Source organism: Pseudomethylobacillus aquaticus, from assembly GCF_003730115.1.
In the GTDB taxonomy this organism is placed as follows: Bacteria; Pseudomonadota; Gammaproteobacteria; order Burkholderiales; family Methylophilaceae; genus Pseudomethylobacillus; species Pseudomethylobacillus aquaticus.
This window is the reverse complement of the sequence record NZ_RJVP01000007.1, coordinates 70,885-93,840: the sequence shown is the minus strand read 5'-3', so window position 1 is coordinate 93,840 and position 22,956 is coordinate 70,885. Positions and strand designations below refer to the sequence as shown.

At 58.2% G+C, this 22,956-nt stretch carries 20 protein-coding genes and 1 CRISPR repeat array (1 of these 21 only partly in view); of the genes, 10 read left to right on the top strand and 10 right to left on the bottom strand.

What is annotated here, in order from left to right:
* Window positions 1-197: 197 nt before the first annotated feature.
* Window positions 198-419: a hypothetical protein gene (locus ED236_RS11445; protein ID WP_123238120.1), complete on the top strand. Its 222-nt coding sequence runs from the start codon at window positions 198-200 to the stop codon at window positions 417-419.
* A gap of 114 nt (window positions 420-533) precedes the next feature.
* Here the strand turns inward: ED236_RS11445 and ED236_RS11440 are convergent, their stop codons facing one another.
* The 10 genes from ED236_RS11440 to pcnB form a co-directional block, all read right to left on the bottom strand.
* Entirely contained in the window at window positions 534-1,562 is a 1,029-nt protein-coding gene (locus tag ED236_RS11440; RefSeq protein WP_148042300.1) for a S1 family peptidase, read from the bottom strand.
* Between the two features lie 206 nt (window positions 1,563-1,768).
* Window positions 1,769-3,244 (bottom strand): cryptochrome/photolyase family protein, encoded by a 1,476-nt coding sequence (locus ED236_RS11435; protein ID WP_123238118.1) that lies wholly within the window; start codon window positions 3,242-3,244, stop codon window positions 1,769-1,771.
* Between the two features lie 43 nt (window positions 3,245-3,287).
* On the bottom strand, window positions 3,288-3,755 hold the full coding sequence (gene rlmH, locus ED236_RS11430; protein WP_123238117.1) for a 23S rRNA (pseudouridine(1915)-N(3))-methyltransferase RlmH: 468 nt from the start codon (window positions 3,753-3,755) through the stop codon (window positions 3,288-3,290).
* A 9-nt stretch (window positions 3,756-3,764) separates the two neighbouring features.
* Window positions 3,765-4,127, bottom strand: a complete 363-nt coding sequence (gene rsfS / locus ED236_RS11425; protein WP_123238116.1) for a ribosome silencing factor — start codon at window positions 4,125-4,127, stop codon at window positions 3,765-3,767.
* The gene (gene panD / locus ED236_RS11420; protein WP_123238115.1) at window positions 4,127-4,507 is read right to left on the bottom strand and encodes an aspartate 1-decarboxylase; all 381 of its coding nucleotides are present in this window, start codon (window positions 4,505-4,507) and stop codon (window positions 4,127-4,129) included. The genes rsfS and panD overlap by 1 nt, the downstream gene beginning before the upstream one ends.
* An 83-nt stretch (window positions 4,508-4,590) precedes the next feature.
* Complete coding sequence (panC, locus tag ED236_RS11415; protein ID WP_123238114.1) at window positions 4,591-5,424, bottom strand: pantoate--beta-alanine ligase; 834 nt, start codon at window positions 5,422-5,424, stop codon at window positions 4,591-4,593.
* 23 nt (window positions 5,425-5,447) lie between these two features.
* A complete protein-coding gene (panB, locus tag ED236_RS11410; protein ID WP_123238113.1) occupies window positions 5,448-6,251 on the bottom strand; it encodes a 3-methyl-2-oxobutanoate hydroxymethyltransferase in 804 nt (267 codons plus the stop codon).
* Window positions 6,248-6,895 carry a deoxynucleoside kinase gene (locus ED236_RS11405; protein ID WP_123238112.1) on the bottom strand — a complete coding sequence of 216 codons (648 nt, stop codon included), beginning with the start codon at window positions 6,893-6,895 and terminating at the stop codon, window positions 6,248-6,250. The genes panB and ED236_RS11405 overlap by 4 nt, the downstream gene beginning before the upstream one ends.
* A 4-nt stretch (window positions 6,896-6,899) precedes the next feature.
* Entirely contained in the window at window positions 6,900-7,403 is a 504-nt protein-coding gene (folK, locus tag ED236_RS11400; protein ID WP_123238111.1) for a 2-amino-4-hydroxy-6-hydroxymethyldihydropteridine diphosphokinase, read from the bottom strand.
* Window positions 7,400-8,749, bottom strand: a complete 1,350-nt coding sequence (gene pcnB / locus ED236_RS11395; protein WP_123238110.1) for a polynucleotide adenylyltransferase PcnB — start codon at window positions 8,747-8,749, stop codon at window positions 7,400-7,402. Before pcnB ends, folK begins: the two co-directional genes overlap by 4 nt.
* A 335-nt stretch (window positions 8,750-9,084) precedes the next feature.
* On the opposite strand from pcnB, the gene cas3 reads away from it, so the two are divergent.
* The 9 genes from cas3 to cas2e all read left to right on the top strand — a co-directional run bounded on the left by cas3 (window position 9,085) and on the right by cas2e (window position 17,809).
* Window positions 9,085-11,775: a CRISPR-associated helicase/endonuclease Cas3 gene (gene cas3 / locus ED236_RS11390; protein WP_338053179.1), complete on the top strand. Its 2,691-nt coding sequence runs from the start codon at window positions 9,085-9,087 to the stop codon at window positions 11,773-11,775.
* A 215-nt stretch (window positions 11,776-11,990) separates the two neighbouring features.
* A complete protein-coding gene (locus tag ED236_RS12475) occupies window positions 11,991-12,152 on the top strand; it encodes a hypothetical protein (RefSeq protein ID WP_155522424.1) in 162 nt (53 codons plus the stop codon).
* Entirely contained in the window at window positions 12,149-13,669 is a 1,521-nt protein-coding gene (casA, locus tag ED236_RS11385; protein ID WP_205125684.1) for a type I-E CRISPR-associated protein Cse1/CasA, read from the top strand. The genes ED236_RS12475 and casA overlap by 4 nt, the downstream gene beginning before the upstream one ends.
* Window positions 13,666-14,121, top strand: coding sequence for a type I-E CRISPR-associated protein Cse2/CasB (gene casB, locus ED236_RS11380; protein ID WP_123238107.1), 456 nt, complete (start codon window positions 13,666-13,668; stop codon window positions 14,119-14,121). Before casA ends, casB begins: the two co-directional genes overlap by 4 nt.
* Window positions 14,121-15,248 (top strand): type I-E CRISPR-associated protein Cas7/Cse4/CasC, encoded by a 1,128-nt coding sequence (gene cas7e / locus ED236_RS11375; RefSeq protein ID WP_123238106.1) that lies wholly within the window; start codon window positions 14,121-14,123, stop codon window positions 15,246-15,248. Before casB ends, cas7e begins: the two co-directional genes overlap by 1 nt.
* Window positions 15,145-15,927: a type I-E CRISPR-associated protein Cas5/CasD gene (gene cas5e, locus ED236_RS11370; RefSeq protein ID WP_338053178.1), complete on the top strand. Its 783-nt coding sequence runs from the start codon at window positions 15,145-15,147 to the stop codon at window positions 15,925-15,927. Before cas7e ends, cas5e begins: the two co-directional genes overlap by 104 nt.
* Window positions 15,918-16,544 (top strand): type I-E CRISPR-associated protein Cas6/Cse3/CasE, encoded by a 627-nt coding sequence (gene cas6e, locus ED236_RS11365; protein ID WP_123238104.1) that lies wholly within the window; start codon window positions 15,918-15,920, stop codon window positions 16,542-16,544. Before cas5e ends, cas6e begins: the two co-directional genes overlap by 10 nt.
* A 67-nt stretch (window positions 16,545-16,611) precedes the next feature.
* Window positions 16,612-17,532: a type I-E CRISPR-associated endonuclease Cas1e gene (gene cas1e, locus ED236_RS11360; RefSeq protein ID WP_123238103.1), complete on the top strand. Its 921-nt coding sequence runs from the start codon at window positions 16,612-16,614 to the stop codon at window positions 17,530-17,532.
* Window positions 17,513-17,809, top strand: coding sequence for a type I-E CRISPR-associated endoribonuclease Cas2e (gene cas2e / locus ED236_RS11355; RefSeq protein WP_123238102.1), 297 nt, complete (start codon window positions 17,513-17,515; stop codon window positions 17,807-17,809). The genes cas1e and cas2e overlap by 20 nt, the downstream gene beginning before the upstream one ends.
* A 60-nt stretch (window positions 17,810-17,869) precedes the next feature.
* Window positions 17,870-22,956: direct repeats of the CRISPR family, unit length 29 nt; unit sequence GTGTTCCCCGCAGACGCGGGGATGAACCG; it runs 190 nt beyond the window's last position.

Genomic DNA, 22,956 nt, shown 5'->3' with positions numbered 1-22,956 from the left:
GGCATGATGGTTCCTGGTCGGTTTAGCCACGTGCGGCATAAGCACTATAACCATAGTCATTAGCGCGTGGCTGGATTAAAGTATATAAACGGTTTTCAGGCCTCATTGCCGCTGGATGGGCTAAGCGACATGCTCATCCGCGACAAGTCTAACTCGCCTGGCCGGCTTTATCAGCGTACTTATTTGCGAGACATGCGATGGATAACAAATATGGCTTGGGTAGCAGTAAAGTGGCCCACGAGCATCATGATGCGCAGCTGAAAGCGGAAAATACGTCAGCGGTATTGCGCTGTCGTTTCTGTCAAAGCACCCGGCTGACGCTGAGCCCGACCATGCACGATCATATGTGCGATGACTGTGGTGAATGGCAGGCGGATGTGACCCCCGGCTATGCCACTGGCCGTAGCGCAGACTACTAGCCAGACTCAAGCCGGCGCTTGCGCTGGCAACACCACGCGGCGTGGTAGACACGCACTGCGTGCTCACCCCGTTCACGCTTTTGTGCCCATGCGCTTTCCGTAGTAGACAAGTGCTCAAATCGGCTTTTCCTGTGCTTTGCCCAGCGCTGCTGCGGCTTCGCTATCCAGTGTGTCCAATATGCCTGCGATACGCGTCACTTCATGCTGGTTGCCGCGTGCCAGTGCGATCAAGCCCAGCTGATAGTAAGCCCCTGCATGCAGGCTGTTCAGCGCGATACACTGCTTGAGGTGCTGTTCCGCACTGTTCAGCTTTTGCTGCTGTTGTTGTGCCAGGCCCAGGTAGTAATGCGCCTCGGCGTTGGTCCGTTCCTGCTGCTGCCATTGCTGGGCCAGTTGCTCCAGCGCCGCCCATTGTTCCGTCATCAACGGCGTCACCACGCGCATGAACATAGGCCACTCTGCCTCGGGCTTGGCCCAGAACGGCGGCTGGTCGGCGGCCGTCAGCGTGCTATCCGGTGCATCGAGCAGCTGTTTCACCCAGGCCACTGGCAAGCTGTAGAAATAGCTACTGCGCCCCGGGCTTTTGAACGTGGTCAGTCCGATCAGCTTGCCTTCATCATTCAGCAAAGCGCCACCGCTGGAGCCTATCCTGAAGCCGGCCGAAGTGCGGATGATCACGCTGTCATCCATGGGATAAAGCGCCTTGATGCTGCCGAACGAGGGTTGTGGCTTGCGGGCGTTGTTAGGGAAGCCCACCGCGATCACTTCCTGCTCGTAACGCAGCTCCTCGCTATCGCCAAGCGGAATGGCTGCCAGCGGCAGGTCGTCGAATTTGAGGATGCACAGGTCGCGTTTCCAGTCAGCCTTGACGGCGACAGGGGCGAAGCTCTTGCCGAATTTGGAGATGGAGACACCGCGCGCACCGGCGATCACATGGCAGCTGGTGGCGACGTGATTGGGGCTGACCACTGCGCCTGAGCCTATGCCCTGGTCGCCAAGCCGCGTCTCCGTGCGCACCTTGACTACCGAGCTGCTAAGGTGGGTCAGTTCTTCGTTCGAAAGCCCGGCATGGGCCAGACCAGACGTCAGCAAGCTCAGGCTGCCTAGCAAACCTGCCCATGCCAGCGCGTATGTTCTTAACATGTGTGTCTCCCCGAAATCATCCTCGACCAAGCTGTTGTTGTTTAATGATGGATGCGTGACTCAGCTGGTATTGAGCGCGCAGCAAGCGCTGTGCAACCGCGATCACAGCAGTAAACCATGATGCGAGTAGGAGAGTGGCGGCACGAATAAAGTTCGTGCACAAACTGAATGCCGCAGGTCTGCTTGTGCGGCTGTCGTCCGGCGGGTCAGTCGGGCTGGTCTTCGCCCATGTGTTCAGCTTGCGCACCGGCCTGAGCAGCACTGGTCGAGGCTTTGTACAAGCTCAGTACTTGCGCACGCTGTGTGGCATGGTCGACCACCGGGGCCGGGTAATCCTGATCGAGACGCAGATTGAGGGCCTGCAAACGCAAGGGCGGGATCAGCCAGGGGGCGTGGATCTCCTTGTCGTTGCAGGCAGCCAGTTCTGGCACATACTTGCGGATGAACTTGCCCTGGGCGTCGAATTTTTCTGATTGGGTGATCGGGTTGAAGATGCGGAACCAGGGTTGTGCGTCACAACCTGTGGAGGCCGCCCACTGCCAGCCGCCATTATTCGCGCTGAAGTCGAAATCGATGAGTTTGTCGGCAAAATATTGCTCGCCCCAGCGCCAGTCGATGAGCAGGTCCTTGACCAGGAAGCTGGCGGCCACCATGCGCAGGCGGTTGTGCATCCAGCCGGTCTGGTTCAGCTGGCGCATGGCCGCATCGACCAGTGGATAGCCGGTGCGCCCCTCGCACCAGGCACGGAACAGCCCGGCATCGTTGGGAAAGGCCAGTGCGTCGAACTCCGGCTTGAAGGCACGGCCGGTCGCCACGGCGGGGCGGTGATGCAGGATCTGAAAGTAAAAATCGCGCCAGATCAGCTCGTTGAGCCAGCCCTCCGCACCTTTACCGCCCAGTTGCCAGGCGCTGCGCGCCAGGTGTCGGATGGAGACCGTGCCGAAGCGTAGATGCACAGAGAGATAAGACGGCCCCTTCACCGCAGGGAAGTCGCGTGCCTCTTTGTAATAGGCAATACGTTCCAGGAAATCCTCGAACAGTTGCTGCCCACCTGCCATGCCGGTAGGCAGTTTGAGCTGTGCGAGGTTGGTACGTACAAAGCCCAGACTTTCCAGGCTGGGCATCGCACTGGCTGCGCAGACGGCCAGATGCGCGCGGTAGCGTTCCACCGGGTAAGGATTGAGGTAAAAGTCGTTGAGCTTTTTGAGGCAGGCGTTCTTGTAAGGCGTGAACACGGTGTAAGGCTTGCCCAGTTGCGTGAGCACTTCATCACGTTCAAAGATCACCTGGTCCTTGAAGCTGTGCATGGCGATGCCGTTCGCCTGCAGTGCACTTTCCACCACACGGTCACGTGCGATAGCGCTGGGCTCGTAGTCGTGATTGCAGTACACGGCCTCCACCTGCAAACGTTCTGCCAGCAGTGGGATGGCGCTAGCCGCCTTGTCATGCAGCACCATGAGGTCGCTGCCGCTGGCTTGTAGCGCCGATTTCAGTGCATTCACGCTTTCCCAGATGAACTCCACACGCCGGTCTGCCGGGTCAGGCAGCAAGTCCAGGATGGCACGGTCGAACACGAACACAGCGTATACCTGCTGTGAGTGCTTGAGGGCGTGGTACAGCGCAGCATGGTCGAAATCGCGCAAATCGCGGCGGAACCAGACCAGGGATCGTTGATACGTCATCGAGGTGTTGTTCATGATGGGCGTCGCTGTGGCGTACAGCGGCTTATTCGCGATGGTAGGGATGATGGTTGATGACTGACCAGGCACGATAAAGTTGCTCGGTCAGCAACACGCGTACCATGCCGTGCGGCAAGGTCAGCCTGGACAGGCTCCATAACCAGTTGGCTTGCTGTTTGAGGCTGGCATGCAGACCATCTGCGCCGCCCACCACCAGCGCGACATCGCGGCCGCCACTCAGCCAGCCACTGAAGCGCTCGGCCAGTTGCAGCGTTGTGACTTCCTGGCCGCGCTCATCCAGCGCCACCAGCAGGTCGCGGCCTACGGCTTCCATGATGCGCTTGGCCTCGGCTTCCTGTACCACTTCGCTGTTCTTGCCCGCAGCGCGTTTATCCGGCTTGATCTCGACGATCTCCACACTGGCTTCGCGTGGCATGCGTTTGAGGTATTCCTGGCAGGCCGTTTCAACCCAGTCGGGCATTTTATGGCCGACCGAGATGATCCTGAGTTTCATGGTGCGGAGTTAGGCGATGGCCTGAGGTGGTGGGTTGCGGCGGCTTTCGGTCGCGCCCCACAGCTGTTCCAGATTGTAATAGGCACGCGCACTGGGGATCATGACATGCACGACGATATCGCCCAGGTCGACCAGCACCCATTCGCCGTCTTTTTCACCTTCGGTGCCACGCAGCGGGATGCCGTTGTCACGCATCTTTTCACGCACATTATCGGCGATGGCTTTTGCCTGGCGTGTGGAATTGGCGCTGGCGACGATCATGTAGCTGGTCATGGAGGTCAGCTTGCGCACGTCCATGGTGGTGATGTCGAATGCCTTGATGTCTTCCAGCGCGTCGATGACGGCCAGCTTGAGTTGTTCGAGGTCCAGCATCAGGCTGCCTGCACCGGAATGGCCTGGCGTTGATCCTTGATGCGGTTGAGGTTGTCCACGTAAATCAGTTGAGGGTTGAATTTTTCAAGTTCCAGTTCGGAGTAGGTGGCAAAGCTGGCAATGATCAGCAGATCGCCGGGGCTCACCTTGCGTGCGGCAGCGCCATTGACCGAAATGATGCCGGAATTGCGCTGTGCACGAATGGCGTAGGTGGTGAAACGCTCACCATTGTTGATGTTGTAGATGTCGATCTGCTGGTATTCGCGGATGTCCGCGGCTTCCAGCAAGGCTTCGTCGATGGCGCAGGAGCCTTCATAGTCCAACTCCGAATGCGTGGTGCGCACGCGGTGCAACTTGGATTTGAGCATTGTTCTCTGCATGAGCGTCGTGTCGTTTTAACAGTAAGGTCGTGATTATAAAGTAAACCGGCGTCTGAATAAATCAGCGCTTATCAATGAGCGGCTCAGGCCAGCTCGAATTCGATATTGTCGATGAGGCGCGTGCTGCCCAGTTTGCCTGCCGCCAGCACCACCAGCGCACGATCTTCAGCGCTGATTACCCCCAGGTCCTGCTGTCTGCGCACTTCCACATAGTCCATCTGCCAGCCTTGTGTGGACAGTGACTGCAGCGCCGCCTGCTGTGCCAGAGCCACATCCTGTTCACCAGCATGCACAGACCGTACCAGTTGCTGTAGCGCCGCGTACAGTTGCCGGGCGGCCTCCAGTTGTGCCGCACTCAGGTAGCCGTTGCGCGAGCTCATGGCCAGGCCGGTCGCCGTGCGCACGGTATCCACGCCGACGATCTGGATAGGCAGGTTGAACTGCTGCACCAGTTGGCGGATGACCAGCAGTTGTTGGTAATCCTTTTTGCCGAACACGGCCACATCCGGCTGCACCAGATTGAACAGCTTGAGCACCACAGTCGCCACGCCGCTGAAATGGCCGGGCCGACTTGCGCCACACAGGATGTCCGCGACCGGGCCGGGCTGTAGGGTCATGGTTTGCGGGCTTGGGTACATCTCGCTATCCAGCGGTGCGAACACCACGCTTGCTCCGGCCTCCCGCAGCTTCTGGCAATCCTGCTCCAAGGTACGCGGGTAGCGTGCCAGGTCTTCATTGACGCCGAATTGCAGCGGATTGACGTAGATGCTCACCACCACGCAGTCCGCGTATTCACGCGCGGTTTCCACCAGTTTCAGATGCCCGTCATGCAGGTTGCCCATGGTGGGTACCAGCGCAATGGATTCCGCAGTTTCGAGTACTTGCCAAAGCGCGGCGATGGTGTGGACGATATGCATGGTGCTTGCCTGCAGGGGCGGGATTAGAAGCAGTGCTCGGCAGCCGGGAAGCTGCCATCCTTGACGGCCGCCACATAACGGCTCAGTGCCGTCTGTATGCTGTCACTGCCGTGCATGAAGTTGCGCACGAAGCGCGGTGCTTTGTAGTCCGGTTTGCCGTTGCTGTACGCGCCCAGCATGTCGTGCAGCACCAGTACCTGGCCGCTGCAATCCGGCCCGGCGCCTATGCCTATGGTGGCAAGCCCGGTCTGTTGTGTGAGTGTGGCAGCCAGTGCGGACGGCACCATTTCCAGCACCAGCATGCTGGCACCGGCGTCGCTGAGGCCTTGTGCATCGTCCAGCAGTTGCTGTGCCTGTTCCGCCTGTTTGCCTTGCACGCGATAGCCGCCCAGCTGATGCACGGATTGCGGCGTGAGGCCCAGATGGCCACAAACCGGGATGCCGCGTTCGACCAGGAAACGCACCGTTTCGACCATGGCGCTGCCGCCTTCGAGCTTGACCATGTGCGCACCAGCCGCCATCAGACGTGCGGCATTGCGCATGGCTTGCTCCGGGCTTTGCTGATAGCTGCCGAACGGCATGTCCGCGATGATCCAGCAGCCTGCGGCGGCAGGTGCCACGCAGCGCGTGTGATACAGCATGTCATGCAGCGTGACGGCGAGCGTGCTGTTTGCGCCTTGCAGCACCATGCCCAGTGAGTCACCGACCAGCAGCACGTCCACGCCAGCCTGAGCGCACAGGCGCGCGAAACTGGCGTCATAGCAGGTCAGTGTGGCGATCTTCTCGCCACGGCTCACCATCTGTTGCAGGGAATGTAATGTGGTCATTGCAGATTGGGATTGAAAAATTCGCGGCGGCCGCGCATCTGCATGATACGTTCAATCAGCAGCGTCAGCGAAGCTTCTTCGGTGGCGATGTTGAGTTTGTCATTGTTGACGATGAGCAGCGGCGCGGCGTCATATTGGTGAAAGAACTCGCTGTAGACGTCCGACAGCTTGTGCAGATAGTCACGCGAGATGTTCTGTTCGTAGCTGATATTGCGTTGTTGCACGCGCTCTTGCAGCGCATCTAGCGGGGTTTGCAGGTAGATCACCAGATCCGGCGCCGGTGCTTGCACTTGCAAGTGCTGGAAGATCTGCCGATACAACTGGAATTCCTGATTATCCAGCGTGATGCGCGCGAACAGCGGGTCTTTTTCCAGGAAGAAGTCGGCGACCGTAGCGGCCCCGAACAAGTCGCGCTGGGCCAGTTCACGCAGCTGGTTGGCGCGCTGGAACAGAAAGAACAGCTGGGTCTGCAGTGCATAGCGCCCCGGCTCCTGATAGAAGCGGGTCAGGAAAGGGTTGGCTTCGGCCTGTTCCACCAATAGCTGCGCGTTATAACGGTCGGCCAGTTTGCGGGCGAGCGTGGTCTTGCCGCTGCCGATCGGGCCTTCCACGACGATATACGGGAATCTTTCCATCAATTGCATAAATTCAACTTTCTGCCTGCAGGCGTTGCACGCCTTGATCGGCACAGGCCGCTGCCAGTGCGCTGGCCGTGCCATGTTGGCCTACACGGCGCTGTGGGGCGATCTCGGCCAGAGGCAGCATCACAAAACCGCGTTCATGCATGCGTGGATGCGGCAACGTTAATGTGGCTGTATCCAGCACCAGCTCGTCGTACAGCAGCAAATCCAGATCCAGTACACGCGGGGCATTGGCGAACGGACGTTCACGACCATGTTTTGCCTCGATGCCCAATAGCGCTGCCAGCAGATCCTGCGCTGCGAGCCCGGTATCCAGTTCGGCGACCGCATTGATGAAATCCGGGAATTCCGGATGCGGCTGATTGGCGACGCCCAGCGCAGCGGTGCGGTACAGGGAGGACGCTTTTACCAGACGTGTTTGCGGCAGGGCTGCCAGTTCATCCAGGGCACGCTGCACCTGATCATCCGGGTGATGCAGGTTGCTGCCCAGTGCAACGAAGGCTTGGCTCATGCGCCTGCGCTGGCGGCTGGTTTTCTGCGCCTGCGCCGTGGGCGTTTACGTGGTTCGGTGTCTGGCTGCAACATGGCCTGACGCGCCTCGCCATTGGCTTCAGCGAAGTCCGTCCACCATTCCCCCAGCTCTTCTGGCAACTCGCCCGAGGCGCAACGCAGTAACAGAAAGTCATACCCGGCGCGGTAACGCGGGTGTTCGATGAGGCTGAACGGACGCTTGCCCGCACGCTGTTCGAAGCGTGGCTGCAAGCCCCAGATCTCCTTCATGGTGCTGCTGAAACGTTTGTGGATGGCGAGCTTTTCTGCCTGCTGGTCGCAAACATCGGTCATGGCCAGATGCAGTGCCGGGATGCTGCGTTCACCCAGGTTCTCGTACTTTTGCCAGGCAGCCAGCACTTCGTGCCAGAGCAGGGTGGCGAACAGGAAGGCCGGCGATACCGGCTTGTCTGCCAGCACGCGTTCATCGGTGTTCTGCAGCGCCAGCGTGACGAAGCGCGCGCCCATCGGCTGTTCCAGTACCACGTCCAGCAGGGGCAGCAAGCCATGGTGCAGGCCGTGCTGACGCAGCGCATGCGCACTTTCCAGTGCATGCCCGGACAAGAACAGCTTCAGCATCTCATCGAACAGGCGCGATTCCGGCACATCTTTCAAGGCATCGGCCAGCTCGGGGATGGGCGCTTCGGTGTCGGTGTCCAGCTTGAGGCCCAACTTGGCGGAGAGGCGCACAGCGCGCAGCATGCGCACCGGATCTTCGCGGTAGCGCGTGACCGGGTCACCTATCATGCGCAGCACCCCGGCGCGGATGTCAGCAACACCGTGATGGAAGTCGATGATCTCTTCATTGGCCGGGTTGTAATACAGCGCATTGGCCGTGAAATCGCGGCGCACCGCATCTTCTTCATGGCTGCCGAACACGTTGTCACGCAGGATACGACCGCTATCGGCGATCTTGGCATCGCCGTCATCACCGAGGTGGCTGCCGCGGAAGGTGGACACTTCCACTGTTTCGTCCCCGAACATCACATGTACCAGGCGGAAGCGGCGGCCGATGATGCGCGAACGCCGGAACACGCGATGCACCTGCTCCGGCGTGGCATTGGTGGCCACATCGAAATCCTTGGGGCGTTGCTTAAGCAGCAGGTCGCGCACGGCACCGCCGACCACATAGGCTTCAAAGCCGGCTTTTTGCAGGCCTTCGATGGTTTTTAAGGCGGCGGGACTGAGCAGCTGACGCTGGATCTGATGCTGTTTGAACGGGATGCGCAGTACGGCGCTGTCATTACTCGCTTTGCGGCTGGTCGGTGCGGGCTTGCGGAAAACGCGTTGCAGCAGTTTTTTGATCATCAAGGGTCGGTTCTGAAGGCCGGTTTCTAGTCATTGAATTATAGCGCAAACCGGTTGGTATCAAGAGGCAATGGAATTCTAACCATATCCAACAATTATCTTGGGACGAAAAAGCGCTTGGGCTGTATCTTCAATTGCAACATACCAAGCGCTAGACAATGGGTAATCGACGGAAATCCCGCGAACGGGTGATGTGCACTAAAGGCTAATATCCCCAGAATGTATTGGTATCAGTCATTGGTGGTGGTAATTCAAATGCTGAATTAGCTGGCTCACTCTATGAGCCAGAAATGGCTTAAGGTGCTTAACAATAATGACCGTATCAAAAGCTAGTGATGATTGGGGGAAAGGCTTTGAAGATCATTCATTCTGATTCGTTAATACAACTTTGTATGGCTTATTGGGGAAAAGCAGACGATAAATACCCCGGTAATCCAAAATGGCACCCGTTGCCTTATCACTGCCTGGATGTGGCAGCTGTTGCTGCAATATGGATGGATAAAAGCCCCGCTTTACAGCAGAATTTTTCGGCTGCTTACGGTGAAAGTTGGTCGCAAAAGTTGCGTGCCTGGATATTGTTTTTTGTCGCATTGCACGATCTTGGCAAGGCCGACCTCCGATTTCAGCTCAAGGCAATCGCAGTAGCGGTTGTAGCTTGGCGCGACATTATTAAGGGAGTCGATCACGAGATATCGCAACAGGAAATCAGCACATTTGACCATGGTCACGCAGGGATGGCGTGGGCAGCGCGTGAGTACAAAGCCTGGCTGGCAACGACCGATGCCGATCATTCCGTTTGGTCGCACTGGGGAAGCTGGCTAGCAGCTGTGACCGGGCACCATGGTGACTTTCCCAAGCCCTATTTTGAGGGTCTGGCCGACATCGAAGCCGACGAAGCGCTGATCGACCGCGACCGCATCGCCCGGCACGGCCTTGTCACCGCACTTGAAGCCCTGTTTCTCCAGCCAGTTGGCTTGACCCTGCAAGACCTTCCGCCGGTTTGTTCGCTCCCCGCTCGCGCCCTGTTGGCTGGCTTTTGCGCGAGCTGCGACTGGCTGGGATCGAATATCGATGAATTCGATTACCGTACTCCTGACGTGGCGCTGGAAGATTACCTGCGCGAACGGCTGGCACAGATCGAATCGAGGCGGATGCTGAGCCGCTACGGCTTGCTCGCATCCGTGCATGACTATGCCGGATTGATGGCCTTGCTCGCTAACGACGAAGCCCCGCGTGGTGTGCAGACGCAGATTGATATCCTGCCCTCTGTACCTGGCCTGACGCTCATCGAAGCGCCCACCGGCAGCGGTAAGACGGAGGCCGCGCTAGCGTATGCTTGGCGATTGCTTGCGGCGGGCGTGGCCGACAGTATTGTCTTCGCCCTGCCGACGCAAGCTACCGCCAATGCCATGTTCGACCGCGTGGAAGCTTTCGCTGCGAAGCTCTACGGACAAGCCAACGTCGTGCTTGCGCATGGCAAGCGCGACTTCAATACAGGGTTCCAGCAGCTTGTTGAACGCGGCCAGCGCCGCACTCGGCAAGGTGACATCGAAGCCAGTGTCCAATGTGCCGCCTGGCTCGCCAGCAGCCGCAAGCGGGTTTTCCTTGGGCAAGTCGGCGTCTGCACCGTCGATCAGGTTCTGCTTTCGGTATTGCCGGTGCGGCACAAATTCGTGCGTGGCTTCGGCCTTAACAAATCGGTACTTATTGTCGACGAAGTGCACGCCTATGACGCTTACATGTATGGTTTGCTTGGTGAGGTGCTCAAAAATCAGCAGGCCTGTGGCGGCAGTGCCGTGCTGCTTTCTGCCACGCTCACCACCTTGCTCCGTGACAAGCTGCTGGCTGCATGGAGTTCGCATGCGGTTCACGAAGCTGATACACCTTATCCCGCGCTCTGGCACGCTACCGGTGGCGCTACCGTGCCGCTGACCGTGGCATATGAACACCGACCACCGCGCCGCGAAGTCGACAAGGAATGTCTCCGGCTGGCCGCAGCCTATCCGGATGAAGGCTTGCAAGCTCGCATCGTTGCTGCAGCTAAGGTTGGGGCGCTCGTCGCCGTCGTCGTCAATTTGGTCGATGACGCTCAGCGGCTGGCGCGTGCATTGCGCGAACGCGTACGCGAATGTCCCGAAGTCGAAGTTGATCTGTTTCATGCTCGCTACCGCTTCACTGACCGTCAGGATAAGGAAGTCGCTGCTCTCACTCACTACGGCCGCCAGGCCTCGCGCACGGCAGGTCGGATTCTGGTCGCCACGCAAGTCGTCGAGCAAAGTCTCGATCTCGATTTCGACTGGCTGATTACCCAGATATGCCCGGTCGATTTGCTATTCCAGCGCCTCGGTCGGTTGCACCGTCATCAACGCGAACACCGCCCGCCAGGTTTCGAAACACCACGCTGCACTGTGTTGACCGTGGAGCGCGATGATTACGGCGTGTTCGAACTGATCTATGGCAATGCGCGCGTACTGTGGCGCACGGATGAGCTGCTGAGCGGACAGGGCTCACTGGTGTTTCCCGAGGCCTACCGTGACTATCTCGAACAGGTTTATCAGCATGACGACTGGCCCAATGAGCCCGAAAGAATCGCTTGCGATTTCACCAAGTTCAGCTCGGAACAACTACGTCGTGAAAAGGATGCACTGCAGCTGACCAGTATGACGGTTGCGAGTTTCCGCGACGAAGATGGGCGCATCACCAGCCTCACCCGCGACGGCGAAATGAGCCTTGCCGTGCTGCTGCTGACTGCAGATGGATGCCTGGTTGACGGGCGACGCATCAACGCTATTTCAGAGCACGAGCTGGCTGAAGCGCTCAACTTGGATACTGTTCCTGCACCAGCCAGTTGGACCAAGTTGCTCCACCACTGCAGCATGGAAACAGAAGGCCCGTTTGCCGGTGTGCGACAGCTTGTCGTATCAGAAACCGCACCGGGCGTCTGGCAGACCCTGGACAAGCGCTTTGCCTATTCACAGGATTTCGGTCTCGAAAAAATTCAGGCAGGGAAGCCCCCGCCTGAATAACCCCCTACTAGCGTAGGGAACAATTTGCCGTATAACGCAATAACACACTGGCATGCGGTTCATCCCACAAACTACTTAACCAACGCGGGAACAAGTTGGCCAACACTAAAAGCTGCTGACAAAGCAGAGTTTAATTAAAAATACAGTTGAAAACACTAGCATGCTTTCACAAATTATTTACATGATATACCCACCACTCTATGATGAGTCATCGCTTGAGCCTGATGGGATGCGGCATGGTCGATTTTTTGAATGCGTTGATGGATTTGATTAAAACAATCAACGAGATGGTGTCTGCTGGCATAGCCGTAGTGGCTGTCTTGGCGGTCTGCATGGTGGCAATTGTCGCCATCTGGGTATTGGGAGGAAAGCCTTGAATTTGCTTGGAGATAACGAAGCATGGATCCCTGTGCGTGCCAATGATGGTGCAGGCGCATTCCGGCTACTGACCTACCGCGATCTGCTCTGCGAGCCTGGCCAGCATTGGCAGATTAGCTTGCCGCGCGACGATCTGGAGCTGGCCTGTCTGCAATTGCTGGTGTGCATGACGCAGGTGATTTTTCTGCCGGACGATGACGCGGTCTTCCGTAGTCGCCTCGCAGCGCCATTGCCGCAAGCTGATTTCGATGCGGGCATTGCGCCTTTTCTCGATTGGTTCGACCTCGATCACCCCACCCAGCCTTTCATGCAAACGCGCGGCGTCAAGGCTGCGGAAATCACACCTATCCAGAAAATGCTGATCGGTTTGCCAGAAGGCAACAACCACGCATTTTTCAACGAGGCGGGCGAAGTCGGCCATCTCGGCGGGTCGGTCGCGGCGATTGCCTTGTTCAATCAGGCGAGTAACTGCCCCAGCTTTGGCGGCGGTTTCAAAGGCAGCCTGCGCGGTGGCGCACCGATCACCACGCTGGTGTTCGACCGCGATTTACGTCGCATGGTCTGGCGCAATGTGCTGACACGCCCGCGCGTGGAAAAACGGCAGATCGACGTATCCGGCCCGGCACAGGATCGCCCGACCTGGGTTGCTCCTGTCATCGAGAAATCGACGGTTCACTGGAACCAGATTGGCCTGATGCGAGGCTTGTTCTGGCAGCCTGCGCACGTCGAGTTGGTTAAGGCTGCACAATCCCGTGCCTGTGACGTGCTGGGCGGTGAAGCCGCGGCAGGCTACAGTGGATTTCTCAAGGAGAAATTCAACTTTACGGTCGAAGGTGTGTGGCCGCATCCGCATGGCGCGATGAGCATGACGCTGAAAAAGGGCGCGCTGGAACAACGCTTCGCCAGTTTCACCACAACTGCGCCGCCTTGGACGCTGTTGAGCGAGTTCGTCATCCCGCGCGGGGTGAACGACAAGGACGCTAAAGAGGGCTCTTCGCCCGCTAGCCCAGTCAGCCAGTTTGACGAGACAAGCATCGACGAAAGGCTTAACCTCCTCGTCGGGGGCTACCGCACAAATCAGGCTGCAGTGCTTGAACGCCGTCACGAATTGATTGGGCTCGCGCCAGGCTGGGGCAAAGAACAGCGGCTGTCCCAGCTCGTCAATATCGGCAAGGACGCCAAAAAAGCCCTGCGCGGCAAGCTCTATTTCGCCGTGCAGGGAAACAAGGACAAGGGCTTGAAAGGCCTGGGGGCAGCTGTGCATGAAACCGCCGAGAAGCTGTTCTACGCGCGCACAGAAAGCCTTATCCACCAGACCTTTTCTAGCGACGCGACGTTCACGGAATGGGGCGAAGCACGCCGCCGCTACGCGCAGCAGATTGCCGAGCACTGCCGCGCCATTTTTGAAGAGCTGACTGATCCCTACACCCTGAAACCTGAGCTAATCCCAGTGGTTGCCTGGTCGCGCCGCGCGCTCAACATCGATCTGAAAAAACTGACGGAGGAAACTGCATGAGTGCCGAACTGCCGGATTTTGTCGCGCTACGGGCGCGCTTTGATAGCGAGGCGTTTTCGAACGGCACGCGTGCCGAGTTGCGCCGTTTGCCGGATATGGAATCCGTCGCGTTGTGTCCCGCCCTGTATCGCCTGTTCCCCGGCCAGAAGCCGGACGACCGACACCTGCGGCTCGCGTTTCTGTTGCCGTGTTGTAAGCACGACGCCAAGGCCAAGCCGCTGGGCGCGCAATTCGCCAAGGCCAAAGTGAGCGAGGCGCGTGTGCTGCAGGTCGCGCGGGCGCAGTCGCCGCTGGATCTGATTCAACTGCGCCGTTTGCTGACGCATATAGAGCCTGCCGTGAACTGGACGGAGTTCGGAAAAACACTCTGGTTCTGGAACCCACTAAGCAAGCGCCAGCTCGTCGAAGAATATTACCTCGCCCAATTTACCCCCGCCAAAGGAGATCAATAATGGCTACTAAAAATTTCATCAATTTCCACGTCTTGATTTCTCATAGCCCTTCGTGCCTGAACCGTGATGACATGAACATGCAGAAGACGGCGGTGTTCGGCGGCGTCAACCGGGTGCGGGTGTCCAGTCAGTCACTCAAGCGTGCCATGCGCACAAGCGACTATTACGAATCGTATCTAGGCGAGCCTTCGGTTCGCACACGTGACCTGACCCGGCTACAGGCTCGCTTCACCGATGCGCTGAGAGACCGTTATGACGCGGCGCGTGTGACGCAGGCGCTGGAGTGGATGTCTGGCAAGGAGGGAATTGCCGAGGGAGTTGGTGGCGACGCAGTTGCTCCATGGACTCTTGAAGAGGTCGCGTATTTCTGCGAACTGCTAGGTGAGGAAGGTCAGGATTTGAAGAAGTTGGAAAAACAGATCGAGAAGGACGCCAAGCCCTTCCGCTCAGCGATTGCTCAGGCGGTGGACATTGCCCTCTCTGGTCGTATGGCGACCAGTGGGTTGATGAGTAATCTACCAGTCGATGGTGCTATGGCCATCGCCCACGCCATCACCACCCACGCGGTCGAGCCGCAGGACGTCGACTGGTTCACTGCTGTGGACGATCTGACGACTGAAGCGGGCGAAACAGGTGCTGGCCACCTTGATACCCAGCAGTTTTCTTCTGGTGTGTTTTACCGTTACGCCAGCCTAAACCTAAAACAATTGCAGTTGAACCTGGGCCTGATCGCCAACATGAAGAGCGATGAAACCTCCGAGTCGCGCACGCAGGCGTTAAGCATCGCCCGTCATGTACTGCACCTGCTGGCGACTGTCGTACCGTCGGCCAAGCAGCAATCGTTCGCCGCGCATAACCTCGCAGACTTTGCCGTGGCGAGCTTTGCCGATCAGCCGATTTCGTTCGCTAACGCGTTTGAAGAGCCGATCAAGCGCGACCGCAGCGGCGGTTTTCTCAAGCCTTCAATCACCGCGTTGGCGGACTATTGGTCACGTATCAATGAGGCATATGGGTTAGACGAACATGTGCGAGCATTCTCTCTACAAGCAGGAGGCGGGATCGAAGGGAAAACCGTTGCTAAGCTTGCCGATCTGGAAAACTGGATTGTCAAAGACGGGCAGGCTTAACACCATGCCGCGCTTTTTGATCTTGCGGCTGGATGGCCCAATGCAAGCCTGGGGCACACACACCTTTGAGGACCTCCGACCTTCCAACCTCTACCCCACGCGCAGTGGCCTGTTAGGTTTGCTTGCGGCGTGCCTTGGTATCGAGCGCAGCGACCACGCTGAGCAGGCGGCGCTAGCAGCCAGCGTGGAATTCAGTGTGCGCGTCGATATCGCTGTCGACCGCCCTGAACACAACCGGCGCATTAAAAAACCGGGGGTGAAACTGCCGGATTTTCACACTGTGATGGACGCGCGCAAAGTTGACGGTAAGGTGAACAAATTCCCGGTGGTGTCACGTCGCGAATATCTATTCGATGCTGCTTTCACCGTTGCTGTCGGTGCGAGGCCCAACGCGACAGTGACGCTGGAGGTCGTCGCTGACGCATTGCGCCGCCCGCTGTATACCCCTACTTTGGGTCGACGTGCCTGCCCGCCTGCTCGGCCTCTACTCGATAGCGAAATCGAAGCGGCAGACGGCGTGTTAGCACTGCGGACAAGCAGCGCTAAAGATGCATTGATTTATAGCGACAGTGTGGAGTCTGGGCAAGCCTTACGTCTGCGTGACGTACCTTTACACAGCAACAAGCGTCAGTTTGGCACACGGCTTGTCTATCTTCATAGGGGAGTGCTATGTTCATAAGCCGTGTAGAAATTCCTTGGGAGGCTGCGCGCAACCCCTACGAGATCCACCGGCAAGTCTGGCGCTTATTCCCCGGTGAAGAGCGCGAAACTCGTAGCAATGGTGAAGAGGCTCGGCAAGGGTTCCTGTTCCGTATAGAAGACCAAAGCACAGGTCGCCCGGCCCGACTGCTCGTGCAGTCACGCCAAGCTCCAGTTCGAGACGACGGTTTGCAATTGCTCGCCAGTCGTGAAATCCAGCCTGCCCCAACTGCAGGGCAGCGATTGGCATTTGTGCTTACGGCTAATCCAGTAAAAACCATTACAGACACCTATCGTGATACTAAGCCTGGCAAACAATCAGAAAAATGCCGTGTCCCTCTTATCAAGGAAGACGCTCAACGTGACTGGCTGGTACGTAAATTAGGCACTATAGCCATGCTGGAAAGTGTAAACATCCTGCCACACCCACCGCTATATTTTCGCAAAGGTAAGCATATTGGCAAGCTGGTGACATGTACTTTTGAAGGCGTGATCAGGGTAGACAATCCAAAGGGGCTGACACGATTGCTGGAAAATGGGATTGGCACTGCAAAAGCTTTTGGCTGTGGTCTTTTCCTAGTACGTCGCATCGAATAATGTCATTAGCCTTTGATAGCTAATGACATGAAAGCGATCACTGTCAACAGAATTAGATAGGTGGAAAATGGCTGATCTATTACCACCGCTCAAGCCTATTCCAATCAAGGACAGGCTTTCTATCTTGTTTATTGAAAAGGGCCACCTTGATGTGCTGGATGGCGCGTTTGTTGTGGTCGATAAAACTGGTGTGCGGACACATATTCCAGTGGGCGGTGTTGTCTGCCTGATGTTGGAGCCTGGCACGCGAGTTTCTCACGCAGCGGCGGCTTTGGCTGCGCGAGTTGGTACTTTGCTGGTATGGGTGGGGGAGGCCGGCGTGCGTTTGTACTCATCTGGGCAACCGGGCGGTGCCAGAGCGGATCGATTACTCTACCAAGCCATGCTCGCCCTAGACGAAAAATTGCGTCTCAAGGTTGTGCGTAAGATGTATGCCATGCGTTTTGGAGAAGAGCCTCCTGCAAGACGCAGCGTTGAGCAGTTGCGTGGCATTGAAGGGGCTCGCGTGCGCGAAACTTATAAGCTGATAGCCAAAAAATATGGTGTGGAATGGAAAGCACGTAATTACGATACCAGCGATTGGGATAAGGCAGACATCCCTAATCGCTGCCTGAGCGCAGCCACTGCTTGCCTTTATGGAGTGACCGAGGCTGCAGTGCTGGCAGCAGGGTATGCTCCAGCAATCGGCTTTATTCACACCGGTAAACCGTTGTCTTTTGTTTACGATGTGGCGGATGTCTACAAGTTTGAGACTGTAGTGCCGGTAGCATTCAGAATTGCAGCCAGAAAGCCCATCAATCCAGAACAGCAGGTCCGCATCGCCTGCCGAGACATTTTCCGCGAAAGCAGATTGTTGGAGCGAATTATTCCAGGCATTGAAGAAATGCTGGCTGCCGGAGAAGTTGTTCCGCCTGTGCCGCCGGAAGAGTCCGTACCTCCGGCTATTCCTAATCCAGAAAGCTTGGGTGATGCTGGTCATCGTGCTTGAAAATGCTCCACCCAGATTAAGGGGGCGAATGGCCATCTGGCTGCTGGAAATTCGGGCCGGTGTTTATGTAGGGAACTACTCGGCCAAGGTTAGGGAACATATTTGGAACCAAGTTGAAAATGGCTTGGAAGATGGAAACGCCGTTATGGCTTGGAGAAGTAATAACGAAGCCGGTTTTGATTTTGTTACGCTTGGAAAAAACAGACGAATTCCGGTGGAATTGGATGGTGCAAAATTAGTTTCTTTTCTTCCTGTGGAGGGAGATAACGATCTTTAAAAATTCGGTAGAATTTTTAAGTGCTGAATTTTATTAATAATTCAGTGAGATAGAAGAAGTGTGTTCCCCGCAGACGCGGGGATGAACCGTCGGTTTTCTCGCGGGCGCGGGTGCAGGCGATGTGTTCCCCGCAGACGCGGGGATGAACCGGCGGACTGTATGACGTGATGGTCCAGGGGCCGGTGTTCCCCGCAGACGCGGGGATGAACCGCTAATATTCGGCGCGATGGCGCTGTCATCCTAGTGTTCCCCGCAGACGCGGGGATGAACCGGCTTCATGCCGTTGTTTTTAGGCGCAGCCAGGGTGTTCCCCGCAGACGCGGGGATGAACCGCCGCCCTGGAGGCGAACCACCACTGGCACGGCGTGTTCCCCGCAGACGCGGGGATGAACCGGTCTTGTTCTCGCGGTGGACGATCTGCCCGCCGTGTTCCCCGCAGACGCGGGGATGAACCGCCGGTGGTGCTGGCGCGCCGGGCGCAGTCCTGGTGTTCCCCGCAGACGCGGGGATGAACCGTGGTGGCAGGGCTTCACCGGCTGGACGACAGAGTGTTCCCCGCAGACGCGGGGATGAACCGACGCGCACCGCCGCCTACATCGTGGACAAGTAGTGTTCCCCGCAGACGCGGGGATGAACCGCTAACGCCCCGCACCTTCGCGCTGCCAATGACGTGTTCCCCGCAGACGCGGGGATGAACCGGCCTTCAGCGATGCCGGTTACCGCGCGATGGCGTGTTCCCCGCAGACGCGGGGATGAACCGATTGATTCTGGCATCACTGGCACGTCGTCGATGTGTTCCCCGCAGACGCGGGGATGAACCGATTGAGCAGATGGACGCTGATATTGAGGCGGCGTGTTCCCCGCAGACGCGGGGATGAACCGCCGCGAGCTTTATCAGGTTGTCACCCGCCATCGTGTTCCCCGCAGACGCGGGGATGAACCGTCCGTTACTAGCACAGGGGATTTATACAAAGAGTGTTCCCCGCAGACGCGGGGATGAACCGCAGTCCACGTTGCCCGACTTCTTGGAAGCCATGTGTTCCCCGCAGACGCGGGGATGAACCGTGGTCGCCGTAGATGGCTTCCAAGAAGTCGGGGTGTTCCCCGCAGACGCGGGGATGAACCGCCTAGAGGAAGTTGAGAAACGTTGCTCGTTTTGTGTTCCCCGCAGACGCGGGGATGAACCGCGCGATCTGGCAGAGTCTGATGCTGCTGCTGAGTGTTCCCCGCAGACGCGGGGATGAACCGGATTTTCTGGAGGAAGTATGAAATACAAACAAGTGTTCCCCGCAGACGCGGGGATGAACCGCCTAAATTGTCCGACTTTCTAGGGAGACTGGTGTGTTCCCCGCAGACGCGGGGATGAACCGAAAATACCGCTAGTCCACCACGTCCGCGAGCTGTGTTCCCCGCAGACGCGGGGATGAACCGCGATATGAGGCGTCCGCAAGCGCATCGCGCTGGTGTTCCCCGCAGACGCGGGGATGAACCGCCCTTGTCATTGTAGAGGCTCAAAACAAGGCTGTGTTCCCCGCAGACGCGGGGATGAACCGTGCCACGAGTACGAGCCCGGCACAGATCCAGAGTGTTCCCCGCAGACGCGGGGATGAACCGCTGTCGCAGGAAGATCGCGAGCGCATTGAGCGGTGTTCCCCGCAGACGCGGGGATGAACCGAGAATCGGCATTGATGACATTGCCCACAGCAAGTGTTCCCCGCAGACGCGGGGATGAACCGGCAGGACTAAACCTGCTGATGGCGGCAAACGTGTGTTCCCCGCAGACGCGGGGATGAACCGGCACTGGGCGCGGGTTCGAAATGGTCGGGACGGTGTTCCCCGCAGACGCGGGGATGAACCGCCTCACGCTGAGCGCGACTTCTTCGCCTGGGTGTGTTCCCCGCAGACGCGGGGATGAACCGATTGAGCTACGCGCAGGCTATGAGCAATCAGCGTGTTCCCCGCAGACGCGGGGATGAACCGAGACCGAACAAAAATCAGCTGGCGATCACCCGGTGTTCCCCGCAGACGCGGGGATGAACCGCCTGGCGACCGGATGATTATAGACTCTGACGTGTGTTCCCCGCAGACGCGGGGATGAACCGGATGGGTTAATGAAACGACAAATAGGGCGATTGTGTTCCCCGCAGACGCGGGGATGAACCGTCCATGCACCAGCCTGGTACTGTGCCATTCCAGTGTTCCCCGCAGACGCGGGGATGAACCGGCGGTGTGAAATGAATCGCACCGTCATCAATCGTGTTCCCCGCAGACGCGGGGATGAACCGAAAACGGATTTCCGCCTGGCGCGCTGGTAGTGGTGTTCCCCGCAGACGCGGGGATGAACCGCCAGCGCTAGTGGCGACGCTGCCGATTGCCGAGTGTTCCCCGCAGACGCGGGGATGAACCGGATGGTCTAACCAAACCGCAAATAGGGCGATTGTGTTCCCCGCAGACGCGGGGATGAACCGTTCCAGTCAGTCATCCAATCCTCACAATCATTGTGTTCCCCGCAGACGCGGGGATGAACCGCCGATAATGGCCGCCAGCAATTCTGCCATTTGGTGTTCCCCGCAGACGCGGGGATGAACCGGCCGCCGGTCAGCGAAGAGTCGCGGAAGAAACGTGTTCCCCGCAGACGCGGGGATGAACCGCAATCCTATGATTGACACGGGTACTATGCGCAGTGTTCCCCGCAGACGCGGGGATGAACCGCGCCCTTGTATTCCGCGTGCTCTTTTACAGTAGTGTTCCCCGCAGACGCGGGGATGAACCGATAATCCGATTCCCGGACTAGGGTCAATTCACGTGTTCCCCGCAGACGCGGGGATGAACCGGCACTGCCAGAGTTCCCGTACCTCATCGGCGCGTGTTCCCCGCAGACGCGGGGATGAACCGTGAATATTGAAATCATCCGCTAGGGCAGTGCAGTGTTCCCCGCAGACGCGGGGATGAACCGCTTTTTTTCTGCTCGATAGGATTGCCATCTGGGTGTTCCCCGCAGACGCGGGGATGAACCGCAGCACCATACGATCAGGTATTCATTGCAGAGGTGTTCCCCGCAGACGCGGGGATGAACCGCGCTACACACGGCTGACGATCACTCCGAGCGCGTGTTCCCCGCAGACGCGGGGATGAACCGGCTTTAACGATGCTGATCATCGGCCACCCCCTGTGTTCCCCGCAGACGCGGGGATGAACCGCCCGCCCAGGTTTTCTGGTGCGGGCTTTTTTAGTGTTCCCCGCAGACGCGGGGATGAACCGGGAGTCAAGCCTTTTCCATAAATTCCATGTGTAGTGTTCCCCGCAGACGCGGGGATGAACCGTAAAAGGTGGGGCTCTGTCGCCGCCAGCGCCCGTGTTCCCCGCAGACGCGGGGATGAACCGCATATGTGCCCGTTGCAGCTTGACGTGATTGAGTGTTCCCCGCAGACGCGGGGATGAACCGGCGGGTGCGTGATGCTGATGGCCGTGTTTATGAGTGTTCCCCGCAGACGCGGGGATGAACCGGTGCAATAACTTCAGACTTTTTGGCAATTGAAGTGTTCCCCGCAGACGCGGGGATGAACCGAAGAAACCGGCCAACCACCAGAACAGATCCGCGTGTTCCCCGCAGACGCGGGGATGAACCGCCGTGGAAAAAAGAGATATCGAAATCTGACAGGTGTTCCCCGCAGACGCGGGGATGAACCGGACACCATATCACTATCATCATTAGCGAGGTTGTGTTCCCCGCAGACGCGGGGATGAACCGGTTGTCGTTACCTTTATCTTGTTAACTGTCATGTGTTCCCCGCAGACGCGGGGATGAACCAGGACCTGGCTATTTTTGCTGTCGAGCAAGTGAGTGTTCCCCGCAGACGCGGGGATGAACCGGTCTACACCGACTTAACCGAACTCGAAGTGACGTGTTCCCCGCAGACGCGGGGATGAACCGGTGTTCCACCGCAAAATACGTCCGGTGCCTCAGTGTTCCCCGCAGACGCGGGGATGAACCGATCTAAAAACCAATGCGCGGCAGGTGCTCAAAGTGTTCCCCGCAGACGCGGGGATGAACCGCCTGGCAGCCACTCTTGCAGGTACTGGATGGGGTGTTCCCCGCAGACGCGGGGATGAACCGATGACAAGGCGGCGATTGAGAGCCGCATCAAGGTGTTCCCCGCAGACGCGGGGATGAACCGCCTAGTATCGACCCGGCCAATGATGGCCTGCTGTGTTCCCCGCAGACGCGGGGATGAACCGGGTGAGATTCAACGAGCACTTCCAAAACACATGTGTTCCCCGCAGACGCGGGGATGAACCGACAACGGGGCTGTGATTGACACCAGCTTCTCTGTGTTCCCCGCAGACGCGGGGATGAACCGGCCGCTGCCAACCGACAAATCTTGGATGGGCTGTGTTCCCCGCAGACGCGGGGATGAACCGGCGGGGAAACCCGCTTTTTTGTCGAATGGTTGGTGTTCCCCGCAGACGCGGGGATGAACCGGTGTCGGCATATCCAGCAGCGGCTGCGTTACAGTGTTCCCCGCAGACGCGGGGATGAACCGACTGGCTGAGCCTCACGGAAGAAACGTTAAACGTGTTCCCCGCAGACGCGGGGATGAACCGGCGATAACGCTAAATTGGGTGGGGCTGTCAGAGTGTTCCCCGCAGACGCGGGGATGAACCGTCAGCATCATGAGCCAGGAGTACCACAACGCAGTGTTCCCCGCAGACGCGGGGATGAACCGAACGCAACCAGGAACGCAATCAGAACCTTGATGTGTTCCCCGCAGACGCGGGGATGAACCGTGCTTGTATCAAGATCCAGTCCGCCAACGTACGTGTTCCCCGCAGACGCGGGGATGAACCGACGAAGACCGGCACGCGCGCATCGACATCGAGGTGTTCCCCGCAGACGCGGGGATAAACCGGCGAGTTCTACGACATGACCCAGCGCGCCAAGGTGTTCCCCGCAGACGCGGGGATGAACCGGTCAGGGTATTAGTGATGTAGACGTTGCCATTGTGTTCCCCGCAGACGCGGGGATGAACCGGCTAACGCGATTCTGGCCAAGTACAAGGGCGAGTGTTCCCCGCAGACGCGGGGATGAACCGCCTACTCGTTTGAAAACGCAATGTTTGGTGGGGTGTTCTCCGCAGACGCGGGGA